This is a genomic window from Stutzerimonas stutzeri, assembly GCF_024448895.1.
GTDB classification, from domain to species: Bacteria; Pseudomonadota; Gammaproteobacteria; order Pseudomonadales; family Pseudomonadaceae; genus Stutzerimonas; species Stutzerimonas stutzeri_Q.
Window position 1 is genome coordinate 169860 of sequence record NZ_JAMOIC010000003.1, and the last position, 18317, is coordinate 188176.

At 61.6% G+C, this 18317-nt stretch carries 19 protein-coding genes; 9 read left to right on the forward strand and 10 right to left on the reverse strand.

Annotation, left to right across the window (positions count from 1 at the left end):
* Window positions 1-129 precede the first annotated feature (129 nt).
* On the reverse strand, window positions 130-2139 hold the full coding sequence (gene rep, locus NA619_RS04815; RefSeq protein ID WP_255960475.1) for a DNA helicase Rep: 2010 nt from the start codon (window positions 2137-2139) through the stop codon (window positions 130-132).
* Window positions 2140-2400: 261 nt separating this feature from the next.
* On the opposite strand from rep, the gene NA619_RS04820 reads away from it, so the two are divergent.
* On the forward strand, window positions 2401-4038 hold the full coding sequence (locus NA619_RS04820; RefSeq protein ID WP_255960832.1) for a putative bifunctional diguanylate cyclase/phosphodiesterase: 1638 nt from the start codon (window positions 2401-2403) through the stop codon (window positions 4036-4038).
* Between the two features lie 36 nt (window positions 4039-4074).
* On the opposite strand, the gene NA619_RS04825 is transcribed toward NA619_RS04820, so the two are convergent.
* From NA619_RS04825 to NA619_RS04835, 3 genes are all read right to left on the reverse strand, one after another.
* Entirely contained in the window at window positions 4075-6042 is a 1968-nt protein-coding gene (locus tag NA619_RS04825; RefSeq protein WP_255960477.1) for a BCCT family transporter, read from the reverse strand.
* A gap of 221 nt (window positions 6043-6263) precedes the next feature.
* Complete coding sequence (locus NA619_RS04830; RefSeq protein WP_255960480.1) at window positions 6264-7763, reverse strand: YifB family Mg chelatase-like AAA ATPase; 1500 nt, start codon at window positions 7761-7763, stop codon at window positions 6264-6266.
* Between the two features lie 31 nt (window positions 7764-7794).
* Entirely contained in the window at window positions 7795-8058 is a 264-nt protein-coding gene (locus NA619_RS04835) for an accessory factor UbiK family protein (protein WP_255960484.1), read from the reverse strand.
* On the opposite strand from NA619_RS04835, the gene NA619_RS04840 reads away from it, so the two are divergent.
* From NA619_RS04840 to sutA, 6 genes are all read left to right on the forward strand, one after another.
* Window positions 8057-8308, forward strand: a complete 252-nt coding sequence (locus tag NA619_RS04840; RefSeq protein ID WP_255960499.1) for a hypothetical protein — start codon at window positions 8057-8059, stop codon at window positions 8306-8308. The two genes, NA619_RS04835 and NA619_RS04840, sit on opposite strands and share 2 nt — an antisense overlap.
* A gap of 146 nt (window positions 8309-8454) precedes the next feature.
* Window positions 8455-8793 carry a P-II family nitrogen regulator gene (gene glnK / locus NA619_RS04845; protein WP_003096476.1) on the forward strand — a complete coding sequence of 113 codons (339 nt, stop codon included), beginning with the start codon at window positions 8455-8457 and terminating at the stop codon, window positions 8791-8793.
* A gap of 106 nt (window positions 8794-8899) precedes the next feature.
* Entirely contained in the window at window positions 8900-10216 is a 1317-nt protein-coding gene (locus NA619_RS04850) for an ammonium transporter (protein WP_255960504.1), read from the forward strand.
* Window positions 10217-10297: 81 nt separating this feature from the next.
* The gene (locus tag NA619_RS04855) at window positions 10298-11551 is read left to right on the forward strand and encodes an ammonium transporter (RefSeq protein WP_255960507.1); all 1254 of its coding nucleotides are present in this window, start codon (window positions 10298-10300) and stop codon (window positions 11549-11551) included.
* Window positions 11552-11649: 98 nt separating this feature from the next.
* Window positions 11650-12075 carry a secondary thiamine-phosphate synthase enzyme YjbQ gene (locus NA619_RS04860; protein ID WP_255960509.1) on the forward strand — a complete coding sequence of 142 codons (426 nt, stop codon included), beginning with the start codon at window positions 11650-11652 and terminating at the stop codon, window positions 12073-12075.
* Between the two features lie 74 nt (window positions 12076-12149).
* Window positions 12150-12488: a transcriptional regulator SutA gene (gene sutA, locus NA619_RS04865; protein ID WP_255960510.1), complete on the forward strand. Its 339-nt coding sequence runs from the start codon at window positions 12150-12152 to the stop codon at window positions 12486-12488.
* Window positions 12489-12557: 69 nt separating this feature from the next.
* Here the strand turns inward: sutA and NA619_RS04870 are convergent, their stop codons facing one another.
* The 6 genes from NA619_RS04870 to lptM form a co-directional block, all read right to left on the reverse strand.
* Window positions 12558-13253, reverse strand: a complete 696-nt coding sequence (locus NA619_RS04870; protein ID WP_255960513.1) for an HAD family hydrolase — start codon at window positions 13251-13253, stop codon at window positions 12558-12560.
* Entirely contained in the window at window positions 13250-14155 is a 906-nt protein-coding gene (xerC, locus tag NA619_RS04875; protein WP_255960516.1) for a tyrosine recombinase XerC, read from the reverse strand. Before xerC ends, NA619_RS04870 begins: the two co-directional genes overlap by 4 nt.
* Before the next feature lie 105 nt (window positions 14156-14260).
* Window positions 14261-14956 carry a DUF484 family protein gene (locus NA619_RS04880; RefSeq protein ID WP_255960519.1) on the reverse strand — a complete coding sequence of 232 codons (696 nt, stop codon included), beginning with the start codon at window positions 14954-14956 and terminating at the stop codon, window positions 14261-14263.
* The gene (dapF, locus tag NA619_RS04885) at window positions 14953-15783 is read right to left on the reverse strand and encodes a diaminopimelate epimerase (protein WP_255960522.1); all 831 of its coding nucleotides are present in this window, start codon (window positions 15781-15783) and stop codon (window positions 14953-14955) included. Before dapF ends, NA619_RS04880 begins: the two co-directional genes overlap by 4 nt.
* A 10-nt stretch (window positions 15784-15793) precedes the next feature.
* Window positions 15794-17041 (reverse strand): diaminopimelate decarboxylase, encoded by a 1248-nt coding sequence (gene lysA, locus NA619_RS04890; RefSeq protein WP_255960525.1) that lies wholly within the window; start codon window positions 17039-17041, stop codon window positions 15794-15796.
* An 11-nt stretch (window positions 17042-17052) separates the two neighbouring features.
* Entirely contained in the window at window positions 17053-17193 is a 141-nt protein-coding gene (gene lptM, locus NA619_RS04895; protein WP_122167096.1) for an LPS translocon maturation chaperone LptM, read from the reverse strand.
* A 199-nt stretch (window positions 17194-17392) separates the two neighbouring features.
* On the opposite strand from lptM, the gene cyaY reads away from it, so the two are divergent.
* Window positions 17393-17725 carry an iron donor protein CyaY gene (gene cyaY, locus NA619_RS04900; protein ID WP_255960528.1) on the forward strand — a complete coding sequence of 111 codons (333 nt, stop codon included), beginning with the start codon at window positions 17393-17395 and terminating at the stop codon, window positions 17723-17725.
* Window positions 17726-17889: 164 nt separating this feature from the next.
* Complete coding sequence (rnk, locus tag NA619_RS04905; RefSeq protein ID WP_255960531.1) at window positions 17890-18297, forward strand: nucleoside diphosphate kinase regulator; 408 nt, start codon at window positions 17890-17892, stop codon at window positions 18295-18297.
* Window positions 18298-18317 lie beyond the last annotated feature (20 nt).

An 18317-nucleotide genomic window follows, 5' to 3' on the forward strand; every position in this document is an offset into this window, starting at 1 on the left:
TTTTCATCCACCGTGATCCCGCTCGTTGAATCGCCGCCCCACGAATTGGTGGAGCGCAACCCGTGCCGTCGCCCGGTGGATCGGTGAAGCGTGATCCACCCTACGTTTGCTTGAGTCGTGCAGGCGCTGCTACTTCTTCAACATTGCCCGCATGGCGGCCAGTGCGTCGTTACCGCGCGCGGCTTTGACCTCCACCGGCGCGTCTTCCTGGCCTTCCCATTCCAGGTCTTCCTGCGGCAGTTCGTCGAGAAAGCGGCTGGGCATGCACTCGATGATTTCGCCGTACTGCTTGCGCTTGGCAGCAAAGGTCATCGCCAGATTCTGCCGCGCGCGGGTAATGCCCACGTAGGCCAGACGGCGCTCCTCTTCGATGGTGTCGGCCTCGATGCTGGAGCGGTGCGGGAGGATTTCCTCCTCCATGCCGAGGATGAACACGTAAGGAAATTCCAGCCCTTTGGACGCATGCAGGGTCATCATCTGCACGCCGTCGGCGCCTTCTTCCTCTTCCTGCTGACGTTCGAGCATGTCGCGCAACACCAGTTTGGCGATGGCTTCCTCGATGGTCATTTCGCCTTCTTCGTCTTTCTCAAGGGTGTTCTTCAGAGCATCGATGAGGAACCAGACGTTGCCCATGCGGAAGTCCGCGGCCTTGTCACTGGAGGTCTGCTGGCGCACCCAGGTCTCGTAGTCGATATCCATGACCATGCTGCGCAGGGCGGCGATCGGGTCGTTCTGCGCACATTGCTGGCGCAGGTTGTCCATGTAGCGCTTGAAGCGCGACAGGCGATCGGTGAAGCGGCTGTCCATATGCTCGCCGAGGCCCATCTCGTCGCACGCGGTGTACATCGAGACCTTGCGCTCTGTAGCGTAATTGCCGAGTTTTTCCAAGGTAGTCGAGCCGATTTCCCGGCGCGGCACGTTTATGACTCGCAGGAAGGCGTTGTCGTCATCCGGATTGACCAAGAGGCGGAAGTAGCTCATCAGGTCCTTCACTTCCTGGCGGGCGAAGAAGCTGGTGCCGCCGGACAGTCGATAGGGAATCTGATGATGCTGCAGCTTCAGCTCGATCAGCTTGGCCTGGTAGTTGCCACGGTAAAGGATCGCGAAGTCGCTGTAGGGCCGCTGGGTCTTCAGGTGCAGCGTGAGGATTTCCATGGCCACGCGCTCGGCCTCGGCTTCCTCGTTGCGGCAGCGGATGACCCGTATCGCGTCGCCATGTCCCATTTCGGACCACAACTGCTTCTCGAACGCGTGCGGGTTATTGGCGATCAGCACGTTGGCGCACTTGAGGATGCGGCTGGTGGAACGGTAGTTCTGCTCGAGCATCACCACCTTCAGCGAGGGGAAGTCGTCCTTCAGCTGCATCAGGTTTTCCGGCCGAGCGCCACGCCAGGCGTAAATCGACTGGTCGTCGTCGCCGACCACGGTGAAGTGCGCGCGCTCCTGCACCAGCAACTTCACCAGCAGATACTGGCTGGCGTTGGTGTCCTGATATTCGTCCACCAGCATGTAGCGGACCTTGTTGCGCCACTTCTCCAGCACCTCGGGGTGGTTCTGGAACAGCTTGACCGGCTGCATGATGAGGTCGTCGAAGTCCACCGCGTTGTAGGCTTTGAGCGTGCGCTGGTAGTGCGTATAAACGATGGCGGCAGTCTGTTCCTTCGGGTTGCGCGCGTTGGCCAGGGCTTCTTCAGGAACGATCAGGTCGTTCTTCCAGCTGCCGATGTAGCCCTTGATCTCGTCCACGCCGTCATCGCCGGCATACTCCTTTTGCATAATGTCGGTCAGCAGTGCCTTGATGTCACCCTCGTCGAAGATTGAAAAGCCGGGCTTGTAGCCCAACTTGGCGTATTCCTTGCGAATGATGTTCAGACCGAGGTTATGAAAGGTCGAGACTGTCAGGCCGCGGCCTTCTCCGCCGCGTAGCAAGCTGCTGACGCGCTCCTTCATTTCGCGGGCGGCCTTGTTGGTGAAGGTCACGGCCACGATGTATTGAGCGCGGATGCCGCACTGCTGGATAAGGTAGGCGATCTTGCGAGTGATCACGCTGGTCTTGCCGGAACCGGCGCCGGCGAGCACCAGCATGGGGCCGCCGACGTAGTTCACGGCTTCCTGCTGCCGGGGGTTGAGTCGGGACATCGTCGTTTGGTCTGTTGAAGCGGGGGCGAGAGTTTAGCAGGGCTGGCCCTTCGAATTGGGATTGCTCGGCGACTGCAACTACCGGTCGTCGCCAGCGAGGCTGGGTTATGCCGTGCAATGCTCTAGTCTATGCGCCGACGCCCGCTTTAGGCCGCTCGGCCTGCCGTCCCGCTTCACACAAGGAGGTGTAATTCAAGGTGGTTGCACACCTTACTGCTCCGCAAGAATCGGGGAACAAAAGTGACATCGTCCGTTAAATCTTTGCGTCTGGTTCTGCTCGCCGACGAGCCGGAGTGGCGTGAGCGTCTGCAGGCCGCGCTGAAAACGTTGCACAGCCCGCAGCCGCTGGTCGTCGCGACCGATTGGCCTGCCGCCAACGCCTTGCTGAGCGAGGCCGGGATCAACGTGCTGCTCACCACTGCACAGCACCGCCCGGAATCAGGGCGCTTTCCTTGGCCAACGGTGCTACTGGTCGAACAGAACCCGGTCGAACCGCCCGATGGCGTAATCGACTGGTTGGTAGGGCCGCAGTTCGACCCGGAGTTGTTGCGTCGCTGCATCCATTACGCCCGTGAACGCTGCAATCTGCAGAGCATTCTGCAGCGTCTGGCGATTCAGGATCCGTTGACCGGCATCGCCAACCGCCAAGGCTTCCAGGCGTTGATGGCGACGGAGCTGCTGGCTCATGACGGCGATGAGCTGGTCCTGGGCGTTCTCGATCTGGACAATTTCCGACGCGTAAACGATGCCCTTGGCCACCAGGCCGGTGATCGGCTGATCGTCCAGACGGTGGCGCGATTGAAAGCGCAGCTGGAGGTCGGTGATCGGCTCGGTCGACTCGGCGGTGACGAATTCGCCGTGTTGCTGGACGCCTCCCGCCCCGGGCGCGCCGAACGACTGGCTGACCAGCTGATGGAAGCCCTGGCCGAGCCGTACTGGATCGATGGCGAGAGCCTGATGCTTGGTTGCAGCCTTGGGCTTGCGCGCGCCAAAGCCGATACCGATGCCGACCAATTGCTGTGGCTGGCACAGATTGCGATGCGCCACGCCAAGGCCAGTCAGGGTTGCACCTGGTATCTCTACAACGAACGCGTCAACCGCAGCGCCGGCAACCTGGCCGACCTTGAAGGGGAACTGCGCCGCGCACTGCGACGGGATGATCTGGAGCTGCATTACCAGCCGAGGCTGTGCATCGAAACGGGGCGCATCGTCGGCATGGAAGCGCTGGTGCGCTGGCCTCATGCCGAACGCGGACTGCTGGCACCTGACGAGTTCATCCCGATGGCCGAGGAGAGCGGTCTCATCGTGCCGCTGGGTTACTGGGTCATCTCGCGGGCACTGCGTGACATGCAGAGCCTGCGCGAAAGCGGAGCCGGCGAGCTGCACATGGCGGTCAATCTGTCGTTTCGGCAGTTCCAGGACAGCCAGCTGCTGTCCACGCTGGAGCGGCTGATCCACGAGCGCGGGGTGGACCCGCACTGGCTGGAGTTCGAGCTTACCGAAACCGCCGTCATGCGTCGCAGCGATCAGGTTCGCAGCACCATGAACGCCTTGGCGGCACTGGGCGTGCGCTTTTCCCTGGACGACTTCGGTACCGGCTTTTCATCATTCGTGCACCTCAGCCGCCTGCCCATCAGCTTGCTGAAGATCGATAAGAGCTTTGTCGATCAGATGAATGCACGCCCACAGAATGGTCGGCTGGTGCGGGCGATGATCGGTCTGGCCCATGAGCTGGGTCTTGAAGTCGTGGCCGAGGGGGTGGAGGGCGCGGCCCAGCTTGGTCAGCTACGACGCTTCGGCGCGGATCAGGTTCAGGGATATCTGATCAGTAAGCCATTGCCCCTGGCGGAGCTGGGCCGCTTTCTGGCCGAAGGCCGTGAGGCCCACGCCAGTGCCTGAGTAAATGCGCCGGGCATTGCGCCCGGCGCCTGACGGCTACCGCACCATGTGCAGGAAGTGCATGTGCTTCTCGTACTGGTCAAGGATGTCGCCGATCACGCCTTCCCGGCTCCAGCCCATCACGTCGTAGTTCTGCCCGCCTTCATTGAGGTGGACTTCGGCGCGGAAGTAGGTGGGCTCGTCGCCGTCGCTCTCGGTGGCGACGAAGCTTGGCATCGGATAGCCGCGCGGGCGCACCTGATAGATGAAGTCCGGCGCCCCTTCATGGGTGATCTGCAGCCCGTTGCGGTGATCCTCGCCTTCGGTCAGCTCGACACTGTAACCCTGCTTGCGCAGCTCTTCGGCAACCGAGGCGCAGGCCGGCGCGACGGTTTCGCTGAGAAAGCGCTCCACGTCCCCGCGGCGCGGATATTTGGTGAGGTTCTGCACCCGACGGCGCCAGCCGCCTTCCGATGGCGCTGCTGTGGGCGCGCTGCTGATCGCCTGATAACGCAGCCCTTGCTTGGTCGCGTCGACGCGTAGCGCCTTGAGCAGCCCCCACATGGCGCAGAGCAGCACGAGGGTGAATGGCAGGGCGCTGGCGATGGTGGCGGTTTGCAGAGCAGTCAGCCCGTCGGCGAGCAGCAGCGCGATAGCCACGGCACCCATGGACCCTGCCCAGAACATCCGTTGCCAGACGGGCGTCTGGCCCTGACCGCCGGAAGCGAGCATGTCTACCACCAGCGCGCCGGAGTCTGCAGAGGTCACGAAGAACACCACCACCATGATGATGGCGATCAGCGACAGCAGGGAGGCGAAGGGAAAGTGTTCGAGGAAGGCGAATAGCGCCAGCGAACTGTCTCGCTCGATGGCGGCGCCCAGGCTGTCGACGTGATCCCAGAGGATCATGTGAATAGCCGTGTCACCAAATACCGTCATCCAGAGCAGCGTGAAAGCGGTGGGCACGAGCAAGACGCCGGTGACGAACTCGCGGATCGTCCGCCCGCGCGAAATGCGCGCAATGAACAGGCCGACGAAGGGCGACCAGGCCAACCACCAGCCCCAGTAGAACAGCGTCCAGCCGCCGATCCAGTCATTGGGCTCGTAAGCGTAGAGGTTGAAGGTGGCCGCGACGATCTCGGAGAAGTAGTTGCCGGTGTTCTGCACGAAGGTCTGCATGATGAAAACCGTGGGGCCGGCGATCAACACGATCAGCAGCAAGAGCACGGCCAGACCGAGGTTCAGCTCGGAGAGGCGACGTACGCCCTTGTCCAGTCCGGTCACCACCGAAATGGTCGCCAGCACCGTCGTGCCGGCAATCAGGGCGATCTGCACCGGCACTGATATGGGCAAGCCGTAGAGGTGATTAAGGCCGGTGTTGATCTGGGTAACGCCCAATCCAAGCGAGGTGGCTACGCCAAGTACCGTACCGATGATGGCGAAGATATCCACCGCATGGCCAATAGGGCCGTAGATGCGTTCGCCGATCAGGGGGTACAGGGCTGAGCGCAGGGTCAGTGGCAGGCCTTGTCGAAAACTGAAGTAGGCCAGGATCATCGCAACGATGGCGTAGATGGCCCAGGCATGCAGGCCCCAGTGGAAGAACGTGATCTTCATCGCATCGCGGGCCGCGGTAGCAGTACCGCCTTCACCTACCGGGGGCGTGAGGAAGTGCATCACCGGTTCGGCGACGCCGAAGAACATCAGGCCGATCCCCATGCCGGCCGAAAACAGCATCGAAAACCAGGTCAGGTAGTTGTAGTCGGGCTCGCTGTGATCCGGGCCTAGCTTGATTTCACCATAGCGACTGAATGCCAACAGCACGACGGTCAGCAGGATGATTGCCACCGCGAGGATATAGAACCAGCTGACGTTGGCGATGATCCATGCCTGGACTTCGCTGAACAGCCCCTGGGCATGTTCGGGAGCGGTGACGCTGTAGAGGACCAGCGCCAGGATCAGGACGGCAGAGCCGTAGAAAACGGGAGGGTTGAGAGTGGGAGAGGAAGACGTGTTGGCCTCCATGCTGCGCTCCTTTGATTACCGATTAGGGAGTGGCCGCCTGTGGCGAAGAGGACGTAACCTAACATATTGGTCAGGATCAGACTGGATCGTTCGGCCTTGATCAACAGCTGGCTTTTGTCTTCGAGCGCCGTAATGAGCAGGGTGCGGCGGCAACCGCCAATGATCACCGGCCTGTCGAGCCAGGTAAATTCGGCTGGCTCGTGTCTCTTTGGCGTATCGGTTCAGCTGCCCTGGCTGCCGGGGCGATACTGCAACGCCTCGGCCAGGTGTGGACGTCCAATGGACTCGGCCTGCTGCAGATCAGCCAGCGTTCGTGCCACTTTCAGTATCCGGTGAGCAGCACGCAGCGACAGGCCGAGCCGTTCGCAGGCTCGTTCGAGCCATGATTGATCTTCGGGCTGCAGCTGGCAGTGGCTGCGCAATCCGGTCAGGTCGAGAAACGCGTTAGCGCAGCCCTGGCGCTGCAGCTGGATGCGCCGCGCATCGGTCACCTGTTGGGCGACGAGTTGCGTCGTCTCGTTACTGGCAAGCGGGGCGTTCAGCGCCGTCGCCTCGCGTGCCACCGTCAGGTGCAGGTCGATACGGTCGAGCAGCGGCCCGGATAGCTTGCCGCGGTAGCGCTGGATCTGATCCGGCGAACAGCGGCAGCGGCCGCTCGGGTCACCCAGATAACCGCACGGGCAGGGGTTCATTGCTGCGACCAGCTGGAAGCGTGCCGGGAATCGCACCTTGTCTCGCGCGCGGGCGATGACGATGCAACCGGACTCTAGCGGCTCTCGAAGCACCTCCAGAACCTTGCGGTCGAATTCGGGCAATTCATCCAGAAAAAGCACCCCCTGATGCGCGAGCGTGATTTCACCTGGCCGCGGGCGGCTTCCGCCACCGACCAGCGCCGGTCCGGATGCACTGTGATGGGGCTGTCTGAAGGGTCGCTGCGGCCAGTGTTCCAGTGGCGACTGGCTGGCCACCGACTGGATTGCCGCGACTTCCAGCGCTTCCTGTTCTTCGAGCGGTGGCAGCAGCCCCGGTAGACGACTGGCGAGCAGCGTTTTGCCGGTGCCCGGAGGGCCTGAAAAAAGCAGATTGTGCGCCCCGGCTGCCGCGACCAGCAGGCCGCGCTTGGCGGCCATCTGACCCTGTACATCGGCCAGGTCCGGATAGGGCAGGACCTGACGCAGCAGCCCCTGGGCTTCGAACGGGGCGATGGGTGCCACGCCGTTGAAATGTGCCGCGACCTCGAGCAGATGGTCCGCCGCGTACACCACCAGACCGGACGCCAAGCTTGCTTCTTCAGCGTTTGCTCGCGGCACCAGCAGCGCGCGTCCGGCCTTGCGTGCAGCGAGGGCAGCAGGCAAGACGCCCTGGACCGGCCGCAGTGCGCCCGACAGGGCCAATTCGCCGAGGCATTCGAGGCTATCCAGACGGTCCCCGGGGATCTGAGCACTGGCAGCGAGAATGCCGAGGGCGATCGCGAGGTCAAAGCGGCCGCCGTCTTTGGGCAGGTCAGCCGGGGCGAGATTCAATGTGATACGGCGAGCGGGGAAGTCGAAGCCTGAGGTAAGGATCGCGCTGCGTACGCGATCCTTACTTTCCTTGACTGCCGTTTCCGGCAGACCAACCAGGGCGAGCGAGGGCAGGCCATTAGCGAGATGCGCCTCGACCGTGACGGTCGGCGCTTCCACGCCAACCTGGGCGCGGCTGTGAACTATTGCAAGGGACATCCGATCACTCCTTTGATCGTTGCCGCCGGGTTTATTCGGAGGCGGGTGGCGTCAGCTTTTCTTCCATTTCTGCGACCTTGGCCTCGAGAGCTTCGAGACGGGCGCGAGTGCGGGCGAGAACGACCATCTGGGTATCGAATTCTTCACGGCTGACTACGTCCAGCTTGCTCAGCGCGCTTTGCAAGATGCTCTTGAACTGAGCCTCGATGTCGGCGCGGGGCAGGGGCGTCTCACCATTGAACAGGCGTGAGGCCTGGGAGCCGATGGCGTCGAGAAAAGCTTTTGGTGGAAACATGCTGATCACCTGTGTTCTGAGCGGCGGGCAGTGTAGCACGCTCCTCTGGCTGCCCTTTTTTGACCGCGTGCACGTTTGCGGGCATTGGCTGACAGGCGATCGCACCATTCAGGTGCATCATTTTCCGCCTCTGTTCAGTTGCGTCCGGTCGACCGCGGTGCGCGGCGCGTCAGATCGGGAGTTTCAGAAAATTGGCATCGTTTCTGCTTGGTTCATCCTGACGCATGCGCCGACAGGTTGCGGTGCATAGGCGATTCGGGACGTTTCGTCGGATCGGTTGATGGTGTCGGAAGGTCGCTCGGCAACGCCGGCGCGTTACAAGAGCCAGACACTGCGCTTAGACTTGAGCCGGGTTCGTACTTCTGGGGCAAGTCCACCTAAACGGGAGAAGTTTTCATGAAACTAGTCACTGCCATCATCAAGCCGTTCAAGCTGGACGACGTACGCGAGTCGCTGTCCGAGATTGGCGTTCAGGGCATCACGGTTACCGAAGTCAAAGGTTTCGGTCGCCAGAAGGGCCACACCGAGCTGTACCGTGGTGCTGAATATGTGGTCGATTTTCTGCCGAAAGTGAAGATCGATGTGGCCATCGCTGATGACCAGCTCGATCGCGTGATCGAAGCCATCACCAAAGCGGCCAACACTGGGAAGATCGGCGACGGCAAGATTTTCGTCGTGAACCTGGAACAGGCTATCCGTATCCGCACCGGCGAAACCGATACCGACGCAATCTGACGGCCCGACGCGTCGCGAGCGACTTGGATTTCGCCACGCGCCGACCGAAGTTTTGCGATTGCCTGCTTAGCAGGCCTACGAACCCCCACGCCCCAGGAGTAAAACCATGACTCTGCGAAAATTCGCAGGGCTAGGAGCCCTTTTGTCTCTGATAAGCCCAGGCATTGCCATGGCGCAGGAGGCAACGCTTGATTCAGGCGATACGGCATGGATGCTCACGGCCACTGCGCTCGTGCTCTTCATGACGATTCCGGGCCTGGCGCTGTTCTATGGCGGCATGGTCCGTTCCAAGAACATTCTTTCGGTGATGATGCAGTGTTTCGCCATCACTGGCCTTATGAGCATCCTCTGGATGGTCTACGGCTACAGCCTGGCATTCGACACGGCTGGCATGGAAGCGGGCGTCACCAATCTCAATTCCTTCGTCGGCGGGCTGGGTCGTGTGTTTCTCAGCGGTCTGACGCCTGACAGTCTGACCGGCACCGTGCCGGAGAGCGTCTTCATCACCTTTCAGATGACCTTCGCCATCATTACCCCGGCGCTGATCGTCGGAGCCTTCGCCGAGCGCATGAAATTCTCCGCGATGCTCGTGTTCATGACCGTGTGGTTCACCCTTGTCTACGCACCGATCGCACACATGGTCTGGGGCGGCGACGGCGGTCTTATGTGGGACTGGGGAGTACTCGATTTCGCTGGCGGCACGGTAGTCCATATCAACGCCGGTATCGCGGGTCTGGTGGCGTGCATCGTGTTGGGCAAGCGCAAAGGGTTCCCGACCACGGCGATGGCACCGCACAACCTAGGCCTGACCCTTGTCGGCGCCGCCATGCTCTGGATCGGCTGGTTCGGCTTCAATGCAGGCTCTTCGCTGGGCGCCAACGGCACCGCCGGTATGGCGATGCTGGTCACTCAGATCGCCACGGCTGCTGCTGCTCTGGGTTGGATGTTTGCCGAGTGGATGACCCACGGCAAACCCAGCGCGCTGGGTATCGCTTCCGGCGTCGTGGCCGGTCTGGTCGCGGTGACCCCGGCAGCCGGCACGGTCGGTCCAATGGGCGCGCTGATTATCGGTCTCGCCTCGGGCGTCATCTGTTTCTTCTGCGCCACCAGCCTCAAACGCAAGCTCGGTTACGACGACTCTCTGGATGCCTTTGGCGTGCACGGGATAGGCGGCATCGTCGGTGCGTTGCTCACTGGTGTGTTCGCGGCCCCGGCACTGGGCGGCTTCGGCGAGGTGGAGAACATCGCGCTGCAACTGTGGATTCAGTTCAAGGGCGTGCTCTTCACGGTCGTCTACACCGCCATCGTCACCTTCGTGATTCTCAAGGTGATCGACATGGTGATGGGCCTGCGCGTCAGCGAAGAGGAAGAAACCATCGGCCTTGATCTCAGCTTGCACAACGAGCGTGGCTACAACCTGTAAGCACACGGAGTGCGCCCGGAGCCAACCCGGGCGCCTTAACCGAACAGCGCCATGAGGCGCGACGGCAAAAGGTGATAAACAATGGATAGCACAGCACTGATACCCGTCCAGTACGGACTCGACACCTTCTACTTCCTCATCTGCGGCGCGCTGGTGATGTGGATGGCGGCCGGTTTCTCCATGCTCGAAGCCGGTCTGGTTCGTGCCAAGAACACAGCCGAGATCCTCACCAAGAACATCGTGCTCTATGCAGTGGCTTCGATCATGTACCTGCTGATCGGCTACTACATCATGTACTCCAGCCCGGACGGCGGCATTCTGCCGAGCCTGGGTTTTCTGATCGGTGACGAGAACGCTGTCGATGTCGTGGCAGCCGGCGGTGAGGACGCGCCTTACTACTCGACCCGCGCCGACTTCTTCTTCCAGGTGGTCTTTGCGGCAACCTGCATGTCGGTGGTATCCGGTGCGGTGGCCGAGCGGATGAAGCTCTGGGCCTTTATCGCCTTCGCAGTGGTGATGACCGGTGTGATCTATCCGGTGCAAGGTTTCTGGAAGTGGGGCGGCGGGTTCCTCGACGCGGCCGGATTCCTGGATTTCGCAGGGTCAGGTCTGGTGCACATGGCCGGCGCTTCGGCTGCCCTGGCTGGTGTGCTGCTGCTTGGTCCGCGTCGGGGTAAATATGGCCCCAACGGTCAGATCAATGCGATTCCCGGTGCCAACCTTCCACTGGCGACCCTGGGCGCTTTCATCCTGTGGATGGGCTGGTTCGGCTTCAACGGTGGTTCGCAGCTGAAGATGAGCACCATCGAAGACGCAAACGCCGTCGCGCAGGTCTTCACCAACACCAACATGGCCGCCGCCGGTGGCCTGGTCGCTGCGCTGATCACCGCCCGTCTGCTGTTCGGCAAGTCCGACCTGACCATGGTGCTCAACGGCGCGCTGGCGGGTCTGGTTGCCATCACAGCTGAGCCGCTCACCCCAAGCGCGCTGCAGTCGGTCCTGATCGGCGGTGTGGGTGGTGTGCTGGTTGTGTTCAGCATCCTTGGGCTCGACAAGCTGAAGCTGGATGATCCGGTCGGTGCCATCTCGGTACACGGTGTCGTCGGCATGTGGGGCCTGCTGGCCGTGCCGCTGACCAACGCCGATGCATCCTTCGGCGCTCAGCTGCTGGGCCTGGTTTCGATCTTCGCCTGGGTATTTATCGCCAGCCTGATCGTCTGGAGCATCATCAAGGCAGTCATGGGGCTGCGCGTCAGCGAAGAGGAAGAATACGAGGGCGTCGACGTCGTCGAATGCGGCCTCGAAGCCTACCCGGAGTTCACCAACAAGCGTTGATTCGTCAGCTGTCGACAAGGGCGCCTTCGGGCGCCCTTTGTTTTTTCTGGCGCCGCGCTAGAATGCGCTGCGTTCCGGTGAGCCAGAGGCGCTCGACGATGTGGCGACAGACGATCATTACACTGCAGCCGCGACCGCGGGGTTTTCACCTGATTACCGACGAGCTGCTGGCGCAATTGCCGGAACTGCAACAATGCCAGACCGGTCTGTTACACCTGTGGCTGCGCCATACATCCGCCTCGCTCACCATCAATGAAAATGCCGACGGTGCGGTCAGGCGCGATTTCGAGCGGTTCTTCAACCGCTTGGTGCCACAGGGTCAGGGTGGATACGAGCATGATTATGAAGGGCCGGACGATCTTCCAGCGCACTTCAAGGCGAGCCTGTTGGGCTGCCAGGTAAGCCTCCCGATCAGCGAGGGGCGGCTGGCATTGGGGACGTGGCAAGGCGTCTATCTGGGGGAACACCGCGATCAGGGTGGGCCCAGACAAGTGCTGGCGACATTGCACGGGATGGCAAGTTGAATTTTTTTTGGCGATGGCGAACAAAGCACATCGCTGGGCTATAACTTCCGCTTTGGCATGGTACGAGGTTGAACATGAGCGACGAAGAATTAGAACAAGACGATCTGGACGTTAACGACGAGGAAGACGGCGAAGAACTGCCTGCTGCCGATGACGGCGATGCAGACAACAGCGCCGACGAAGAGGGTACTGACAGCGACCGGGCGGCCCCGACCAGCAAAAAGGCCAAGGCCAAGGCGGTTGTCGTCGAGGAGCTGCCCAGCCTCGAAGCCAAGCAGAAGGAGCGCGACGAGCTCGCTCGTGCCATGGAGGAGTTCCTTGCCCGCGGAGGACGCGTGCAGGAAGTCGAACCGAACGTGGTAGCCGACCCGCCCAAGAAGCCGGACAGCAAGTACGGCAGTCGACCCATCTGAGTCGCTTTGCCAGCGATAAAAAAACCGCTAGTAGCGGTTTTTTTATGGCCGGTCTTCCCTGTCGTTGCCTTAGCGCCAGCGCTGGAGGAGCGGAGGCAGCTCGGCGAGGCTGCCGATTTCTGCATCGGGACGGCCGTCGTGCTGCCAGGCAGTGCCGCCGGGGTTGAACCAGATCGCGCGCATGCCGGCGCGTTGAGCGCCGCCAATATCATCACAGGGGTGGTCGCCGATGTGCACCGCATGAGCCGCTTCGACGCCGCCGCGTTTGAGCGCTTCGCGAAAGGGGTGAGGGTCTGGCTTCCCGACGCCCAGTTCCTCGGCGCACAGGCTGAAACGGAAGTAGTCCGCGAGTCCCAATCGGCCAACGTCTGCATTACCGTTGGTCAGCACGCCGAGCGTGTACTCATTGGCCAGCCGTTCCAGCGTCGGATGCACATCAGGGAAGAGTTCGATGGCGTGCCGGGCTTCGAGAAAGACCTCGAAGGCCTCTGCAGCGATATCTCGCGCCTCCGCCTCGCCGTAGCCCGCGTCGTGCAGCGCATGAAAGAGGATACGCCGACGCAACTCGCTAATGCGGTGTTTGAGGTCCGGATCAGCTTCGATCAGCATTCTGCGGATGGCGGCCAGCGAATCGACCGGGAATTCTCCCAGCCGTGGCGCATGCTGGCCGAGCCAGTCGCGCAGTTTGATTTCGGCACTATGGATGACCGGGCCGACGTCCCACAGGGTGTCGTCCAGGTCAAAGGTGATCAGCCGGATGCTCATTGTTCGTGCTCACTGCTCTGCTTGCGTTTGGCGCGCGGGTGCGCCTGGTCATAGACCTTGGCCAGGTGCTGAAAGTCCAGATGGGTATAGATCTGCGTGGTACCGATGTCGGCGTGACCGAGCAGCTCCTGCACCGAGCGTAGGTCCTGGGAGGACTCGAGCATATGGCTGGCGAAGCTGTGCCTGAGCATGTGCGGGTGCAGATGCTGGCCAAGCTCTCGCACGCCCGCCTCGCGGACACGCATTTGAACGGCACGGGCGCCGAGGCGCCTGCCTTTTTGACTGACGAAAACCGCTCCGTCCAACGGATTGCTCAAGGCGCGAACGGGTAACCAGGCGTCCAGGGCTTCACGTGCTTTACGGCCAACGGGAAGTACACGGTCTTTATTGCCCTTGCCATGGACATGAACCAGACCGGCTGACAGGTCGAGCTGGTCCAGATTGAGGCCCACCAACTCTGCCAGGCGCAGCCCCGAGGAGTAGAACAACTCGAGCATGGCCTGGTCGCGATGACCGATAAAATCATCCTCCACTCCACCATCGAGCAGCTGCATGGCGCGGTCCGTATCAAGCAGCCGAGGCAGGCGCTTCTCGCCCTTGGGCGCGGATATCCCGGCCGCCGGATCGTGATCACAGCAACCTTCCTGATTGAGGTAGTGGTAGAGCCCGCGCAGCGAAGACAGCAAGCGCGCAAGGCTGCGACTGGATTTCCCTTGCCGATGTTGCTCGGCAATCAGTTGACGAACCTGAGCGCTCTTCAGAGAAGTCCAGGAGGCAAGCTGATGCTTTTCACAAAAGGCCATGACCTTGCCGAGGTCACGCCAATAGGCGTCCAGGGTGTGGGTCGACATCTGTCGCTCATTGCGAAGATGGCTCAGGTAGGCATCGACTTCTGATCGCATTGGGCAGGTCCCTTCGTTCGCAACGGCGCTAGGAAACGCTGGGGCTGAGGCAAAATAAGACTAGCCGCTGGCTCTGCCCGGACGAGCTTGCAAGCGAGAACGCTGCTAGCGCACCGAGCGCAACGGCGTCGAGTAACTGGGCAATACCCGTGTCAGCACTTCAGCGATATAGCCCAGGAACAAGGTACCCAGCGAGCTCTTGTAGTGTTGCGGGTCCTGGCTCCCAATTGCCAGGATGCCTTGTTGCTGACTCAGTGCGACGACGGCGGCCGAGCCGATTGCGCTGCTTTCCTCTTCACCGAAGAGAAACGCCAGCTCGTGTGGACGTAGCACGCCGCATATGGTTTTGCCGCTGCCAAGCAGCCCGCCGATTGCTTGCTGCGCTTCGGCGCTGGTCACGCTGCGCCCGACCGGTAGCGGCGTGTCACTGAAAAGGATCAGGCTTACGAACGGCACCTGGAACTCGTGACGCAGGCTCTCGTCCACTGCACCGATGACCTCTTCAAGGCTGTTGGCGTCGAGCAGGTCGAGCACCAGGCGGCGGGTCTTGTCGAACAGGCGGTCGTTGTCGCGGGCGACATCCATCAGTTGGGACAGACGATGACGCATCTCGATGTTGCGTTCGCGGAGGAGTTTCACCTGCCGTTCCACCAGCGACACGGCACTGCCTGGCTGATGCGGGATGCGCAGCTCGGGAATCAGCTCGTCATGGTCGACGAAGAATTCCGGGTGCGCTCGCAGGTAGGCCGCGACGGCTTCGGAGTCGGGCAGTTGCGGCTTGTCCTGATTTTGCTCGGTCATAGGCGAACCTGTCCTTCGAATACGCGAACGGCGGGGCCGGTCATGATAACGGGCTGTCCCTCGCCTGCCCATTCAATGGACAGACGGCCACCCGGCAGGTCGAGCTGTACGGGCGAATCCATCCAGCCCTGACTGATGGCTGCTACGGCTGCAGCGCAGGCACCGGTACCGCAAGCCTGGGTTTCGCCTGCGCCGCGCTCCCATACACGCAGCTTGGCGAGGTTGCGGTCGATCACCTGAATGAAGCCGGCATTGACCCGCTGCGGAAAGCGCGGATGGTGTTCGATCTTCGGGCCCAACTGGTGCACCGGAGCGGTATCGACATCCTCGACACGTAGCACCGAATGGGGATTGCCCATGGACACGGCGGCGATCTCCAGCTGCTGACCATCTACCTCTAGTGGGTAACTCAAGGCTTGTTGGTCGACCTGGAAGGGAATCTCCGTCGGGGTCAGGCGAGGCGGGCCCATGTCGACGCTGATCTGCCCGTCGGGTCGCACGCTCAGCTCGATGATGCCGCCTTTGGTTTCAACGCGAATCTGCCGCTTCATGGTCAGGCGTTTGTCCAGCACGAAACGGGCGAAGCAACGCGCACCGTTACCGCATTGCTCCACTTCCGAACCGTCGGAATTGAAGATGCGATAGCGGAAGTCGACGTCGGGGTTGTGCGGCGGCTCTACCAGCAGCAGCTGATCGAAGCCGATGCCAGTGTGCCGGTCACCCCATTGCCTGGCGTGCTTGGGCTGGATGTGCGCGTGCTGGCTGATCAGGTCGATGACCATGAAATCGTTGCCCAGGCCGTGCATCTTGGTAAAACGCAAAAGCATCGTCGTGGCCTCAGGCAGGCAGCAGGCTTTCGCCTGCATATAGCTCCTGCACGCTTTCGCGGCGGCGCACTTCGTAGGCTTCGTCGCCGTCGACCAGCACCTCGGCTGCACGGCCACGGGTGTTGTAGTTCGAACTCATGACGAAGCCATAGGCACCCGCCGAACGAACGGCCAGCAGGTCGCCTTCGGCGAGCGACAGCGGCCGGTCCTTGGCGAGAAAATCGCCGGTTTCGCAGATTGGACCGACGATATCGTAATGACGTACTTCGCCTTCGCGTGGCTGCACCGGCACGACGTCCATCCAGGCCTGATACAGGGCCGGACGGATCAGGTCGTTCATTGCTGCATCGACGATGGCGAAGTCCTTGTGTTCGGTGTGTTTCAGGTATTCCACGCGGGTCAGCAGCAGGCCGGCATTGGCGACGATGGAGCGCCCCGGCTCGAATACCAGTGCCAGATCGCGCCCGTCGATGCGCTTGCGTACGGCCTTGATGTAGTCACCGGCCAGCGGCGGCTGCTCTTCGCGATAGCGCACACCAAGCCCGCCACCGAGATCGAGATGACGAATTCGAATACCGCGCACGGCGAGGCGGTCAATCAGCGCCAGCAGCCGATCAAGGGCATCGAGAAAGGGAGGCAGCGTGGTGAGCTGCGAGCCAATGTGGCAATCCACGCCAACCACTTCGAGATTATTCAGCTCATGGGCTCGGGCATAGACCGCTTCAGCATCGGCGATAGCGATGCCGAACTTGTTTTCCTTGAGGCCGGTAGAAATGTACGGGTGGGTACCGGCATCGACATCCGGATTGACCCGCAGCGACACCGGCGCAACGGCGCCAAGTTCGGCAGCGACTTGCTGCAGCCGCTCAAGCTCTTCGGTGGATTCGACGTTGAAACAGTGAACGCCAACCTCCAACGCGCGACGCATGTCATCACGCGTCTTGCCAACGCCTGAGAACACAATGCGATCCGGCTGCCCGCCGGCTGCCAGGACCCGCTCCAGCTCACCGCGCGAAACGATATCGAAACCTGCCCCCAGGCGGGCCAGCACGTTCAAAACACCGAGGTTCGAATTCGCCTTGACGGCAAAGCAGACCAGATGGGGCATGCCTTTCAATGCATCTGCGTAGGCACGGTACTGAGCCTCGATGTGTGCCCGGGAATAAACGTAGGTCGGGGTGCCGAAGCGTTGCGCGAGAGCGGGCAGCGCCACGCCCTCCGCGAAGAGTTGACCGTCGCGGTACGAGAAGGCCTCCATGGAATGCCTCCTTACAGTTCGAATCGGTCTTTGGAACGTTCTTTGGCGGTAGCCTCGTCGTCCGGAAGATAGAGCGGGCCTTTCTGGCCACAGCCAGCGAGCGCGGAAGCAAGAACCGCAAGTGCAATGAGTGGAAGCAGCAGACGCTTCATTGGGGTGCAATCCTAGAAAAATCGATGGGCCGGAGTATACCCAGCACCCACCGGATTGCCTATGTGGCCGCGCTCGCCGGCAGGGCGGGCATGCACTCCATCGGTGTGCCGCTCGCTAGACGCGGCGATCGCCTGCTAAGCTCGCCGCCATCATCGGGCGGCCCAGCGCCGCCGCATCACCGTACCGAGGAAATGATTCATGAGTCTGAGCGAAGCGCGCTTTCACGATCTGGTCGATGCCGTACAGGAAGAAATCGAAGACGTGTTCGATCACAGCGGTCTGGACGTCGATCTGGAAAACTCGGGCGGCGTGCTGACCGTGCGTTTCGAAAACGGTACACAGCTGATTTTCAGCCGTCAGCCGGCGCTGCGCCAACTATGGGTCGCCGCGCGCTCGGGGGGCTTTCACTTCGATTACGACGAGTCCGCTTCGTTGTGGATCTGCGATGCCAACGACGAGCGTCTCGGCGAACTGCTGGTGCGCGTCACCCAGGAGCAGGGCGGTGAGTCGGTGGAATTCGAGGATCTGTAAACCGGACAGTGGCCGTGTCGCCCGCTGCGCCGGGGCTGCTAAGCCCGCACCCTTGCTTATTTAATGAGCTGTGATAGGGTCGGTTTCAGGTTTAAAAACCCCGCCTTCGGGCGGGGTTTTGTTTTTTTGTCTGTTCTACTTTTTTCAGGAGCTCATCCGGCCTCATGACCAGCGCACCGCCCATCATCATCACTCAACCCGATCTTCAGCGGCTCGAGCGTCTGCTCGATGGCCTGGCTGACTACGGTCCGGCAGCCGAGGCGCTCGAAGAAGAGCTGTCTCGTGCCCAGGTGGTCGAGCGCAGCGAATTGCCCGCCGGCGTGGTTTCCATGAATTCCCGTGTTCATTGTCGCGAAGAGGGGAGCGGCAAGGACTATCATCTGACCCTGGTCTTCCCACAAGACGCAGGAAAAGATGGCACGGTTTCCGTTCTGGCGCCGGTCGGCACCGCATTGCTAGGCATGACGGTCGGCCAGCACATCGATTGGCCGACGCCTGGAGGCAAGGTCCTCAAACTTACGCTGCTGGCTGTCGAATACCAGCCGGAAGCGGCCGGCGACGTCCACCTCTGAAGGCCCCCGCCTAACCCGGC

Excerpts from the sequence above, each read along its gene's own strand:
- rep (WP_255960475.1), bottom strand. The coding sequence starts at position 2,139 with ATGTCCCGACTCAACCCCCGGCAGCAGGAAGCCGTGAACTACGTCGGC.
- NA619_RS04825 (WP_255960477.1), bottom strand. The coding sequence starts at position 6,042 with ATGGAGGCCAACACGTCTTCCTCTCCCACTCTCAACCCTCCCGTTTTC.
- NA619_RS04830 (WP_255960480.1), bottom strand. The coding sequence starts at position 7,763 with ATGTCCCTTGCAATAGTTCACAGCCGCGCCCAGGTTGGCGTGGAAGCG.
- NA619_RS04840 (WP_255960499.1), top strand. The coding sequence starts at position 8,057 with ATGCTGATCACCTGTGTTCTGAGCGGCGGGCAGTGTAGCACGCTCCTC.
- NA619_RS04835 (WP_255960484.1), bottom strand. The coding sequence starts at position 8,058 with ATGTTTCCACCAAAAGCTTTTCTCGACGCCATCGGCTCCCAGGCCTCA.
- glnK (WP_003096476.1), top strand. The coding sequence starts at position 8,455 with ATGAAACTAGTCACTGCCATCATCAAGCCGTTCAAGCTGGACGACGTA.
- NA619_RS04850 (WP_255960504.1), top strand. The coding sequence starts at position 8,900 with ATGACTCTGCGAAAATTCGCAGGGCTAGGAGCCCTTTTGTCTCTGATA.
- NA619_RS04855 (WP_255960507.1), top strand. The coding sequence starts at position 10,298 with ATGGATAGCACAGCACTGATACCCGTCCAGTACGGACTCGACACCTTC.
- NA619_RS04860 (WP_255960509.1), top strand. The coding sequence starts at position 11,650 with ATGTGGCGACAGACGATCATTACACTGCAGCCGCGACCGCGGGGTTTT.
- sutA (WP_255960510.1), top strand. The coding sequence starts at position 12,150 with ATGAGCGACGAAGAATTAGAACAAGACGATCTGGACGTTAACGACGAG.
- NA619_RS04870 (WP_255960513.1), bottom strand. The coding sequence starts at position 13,253 with ATGAGCATCCGGCTGATCACCTTTGACCTGGACGACACCCTGTGGGAC.
- xerC (WP_255960516.1), bottom strand. The coding sequence starts at position 14,155 with ATGCGATCAGAAGTCGATGCCTACCTGAGCCATCTTCGCAATGAGCGA.
- NA619_RS04880 (WP_255960519.1), bottom strand. The coding sequence starts at position 14,956 with ATGACCGAGCAAAATCAGGACAAGCCGCAACTGCCCGACTCCGAAGCC.
- dapF (WP_255960522.1), bottom strand. The coding sequence starts at position 15,783 with ATGCTTTTGCGTTTTACCAAGATGCACGGCCTGGGCAACGATTTCATG.
- lysA (WP_255960525.1), bottom strand. The coding sequence starts at position 17,041 with ATGGAGGCCTTCTCGTACCGCGACGGTCAACTCTTCGCGGAGGGCGTG.
- lptM (WP_122167096.1), bottom strand. The coding sequence starts at position 17,193 with ATGAAGCGTCTGCTGCTTCCACTCATTGCACTTGCGGTTCTTGCTTCC.
- cyaY (WP_255960528.1), top strand. The coding sequence starts at position 17,393 with ATGAGTCTGAGCGAAGCGCGCTTTCACGATCTGGTCGATGCCGTACAG.
- rnk (WP_255960531.1), top strand. The coding sequence starts at position 17,890 with ATGACCAGCGCACCGCCCATCATCATCACTCAACCCGATCTTCAGCGG.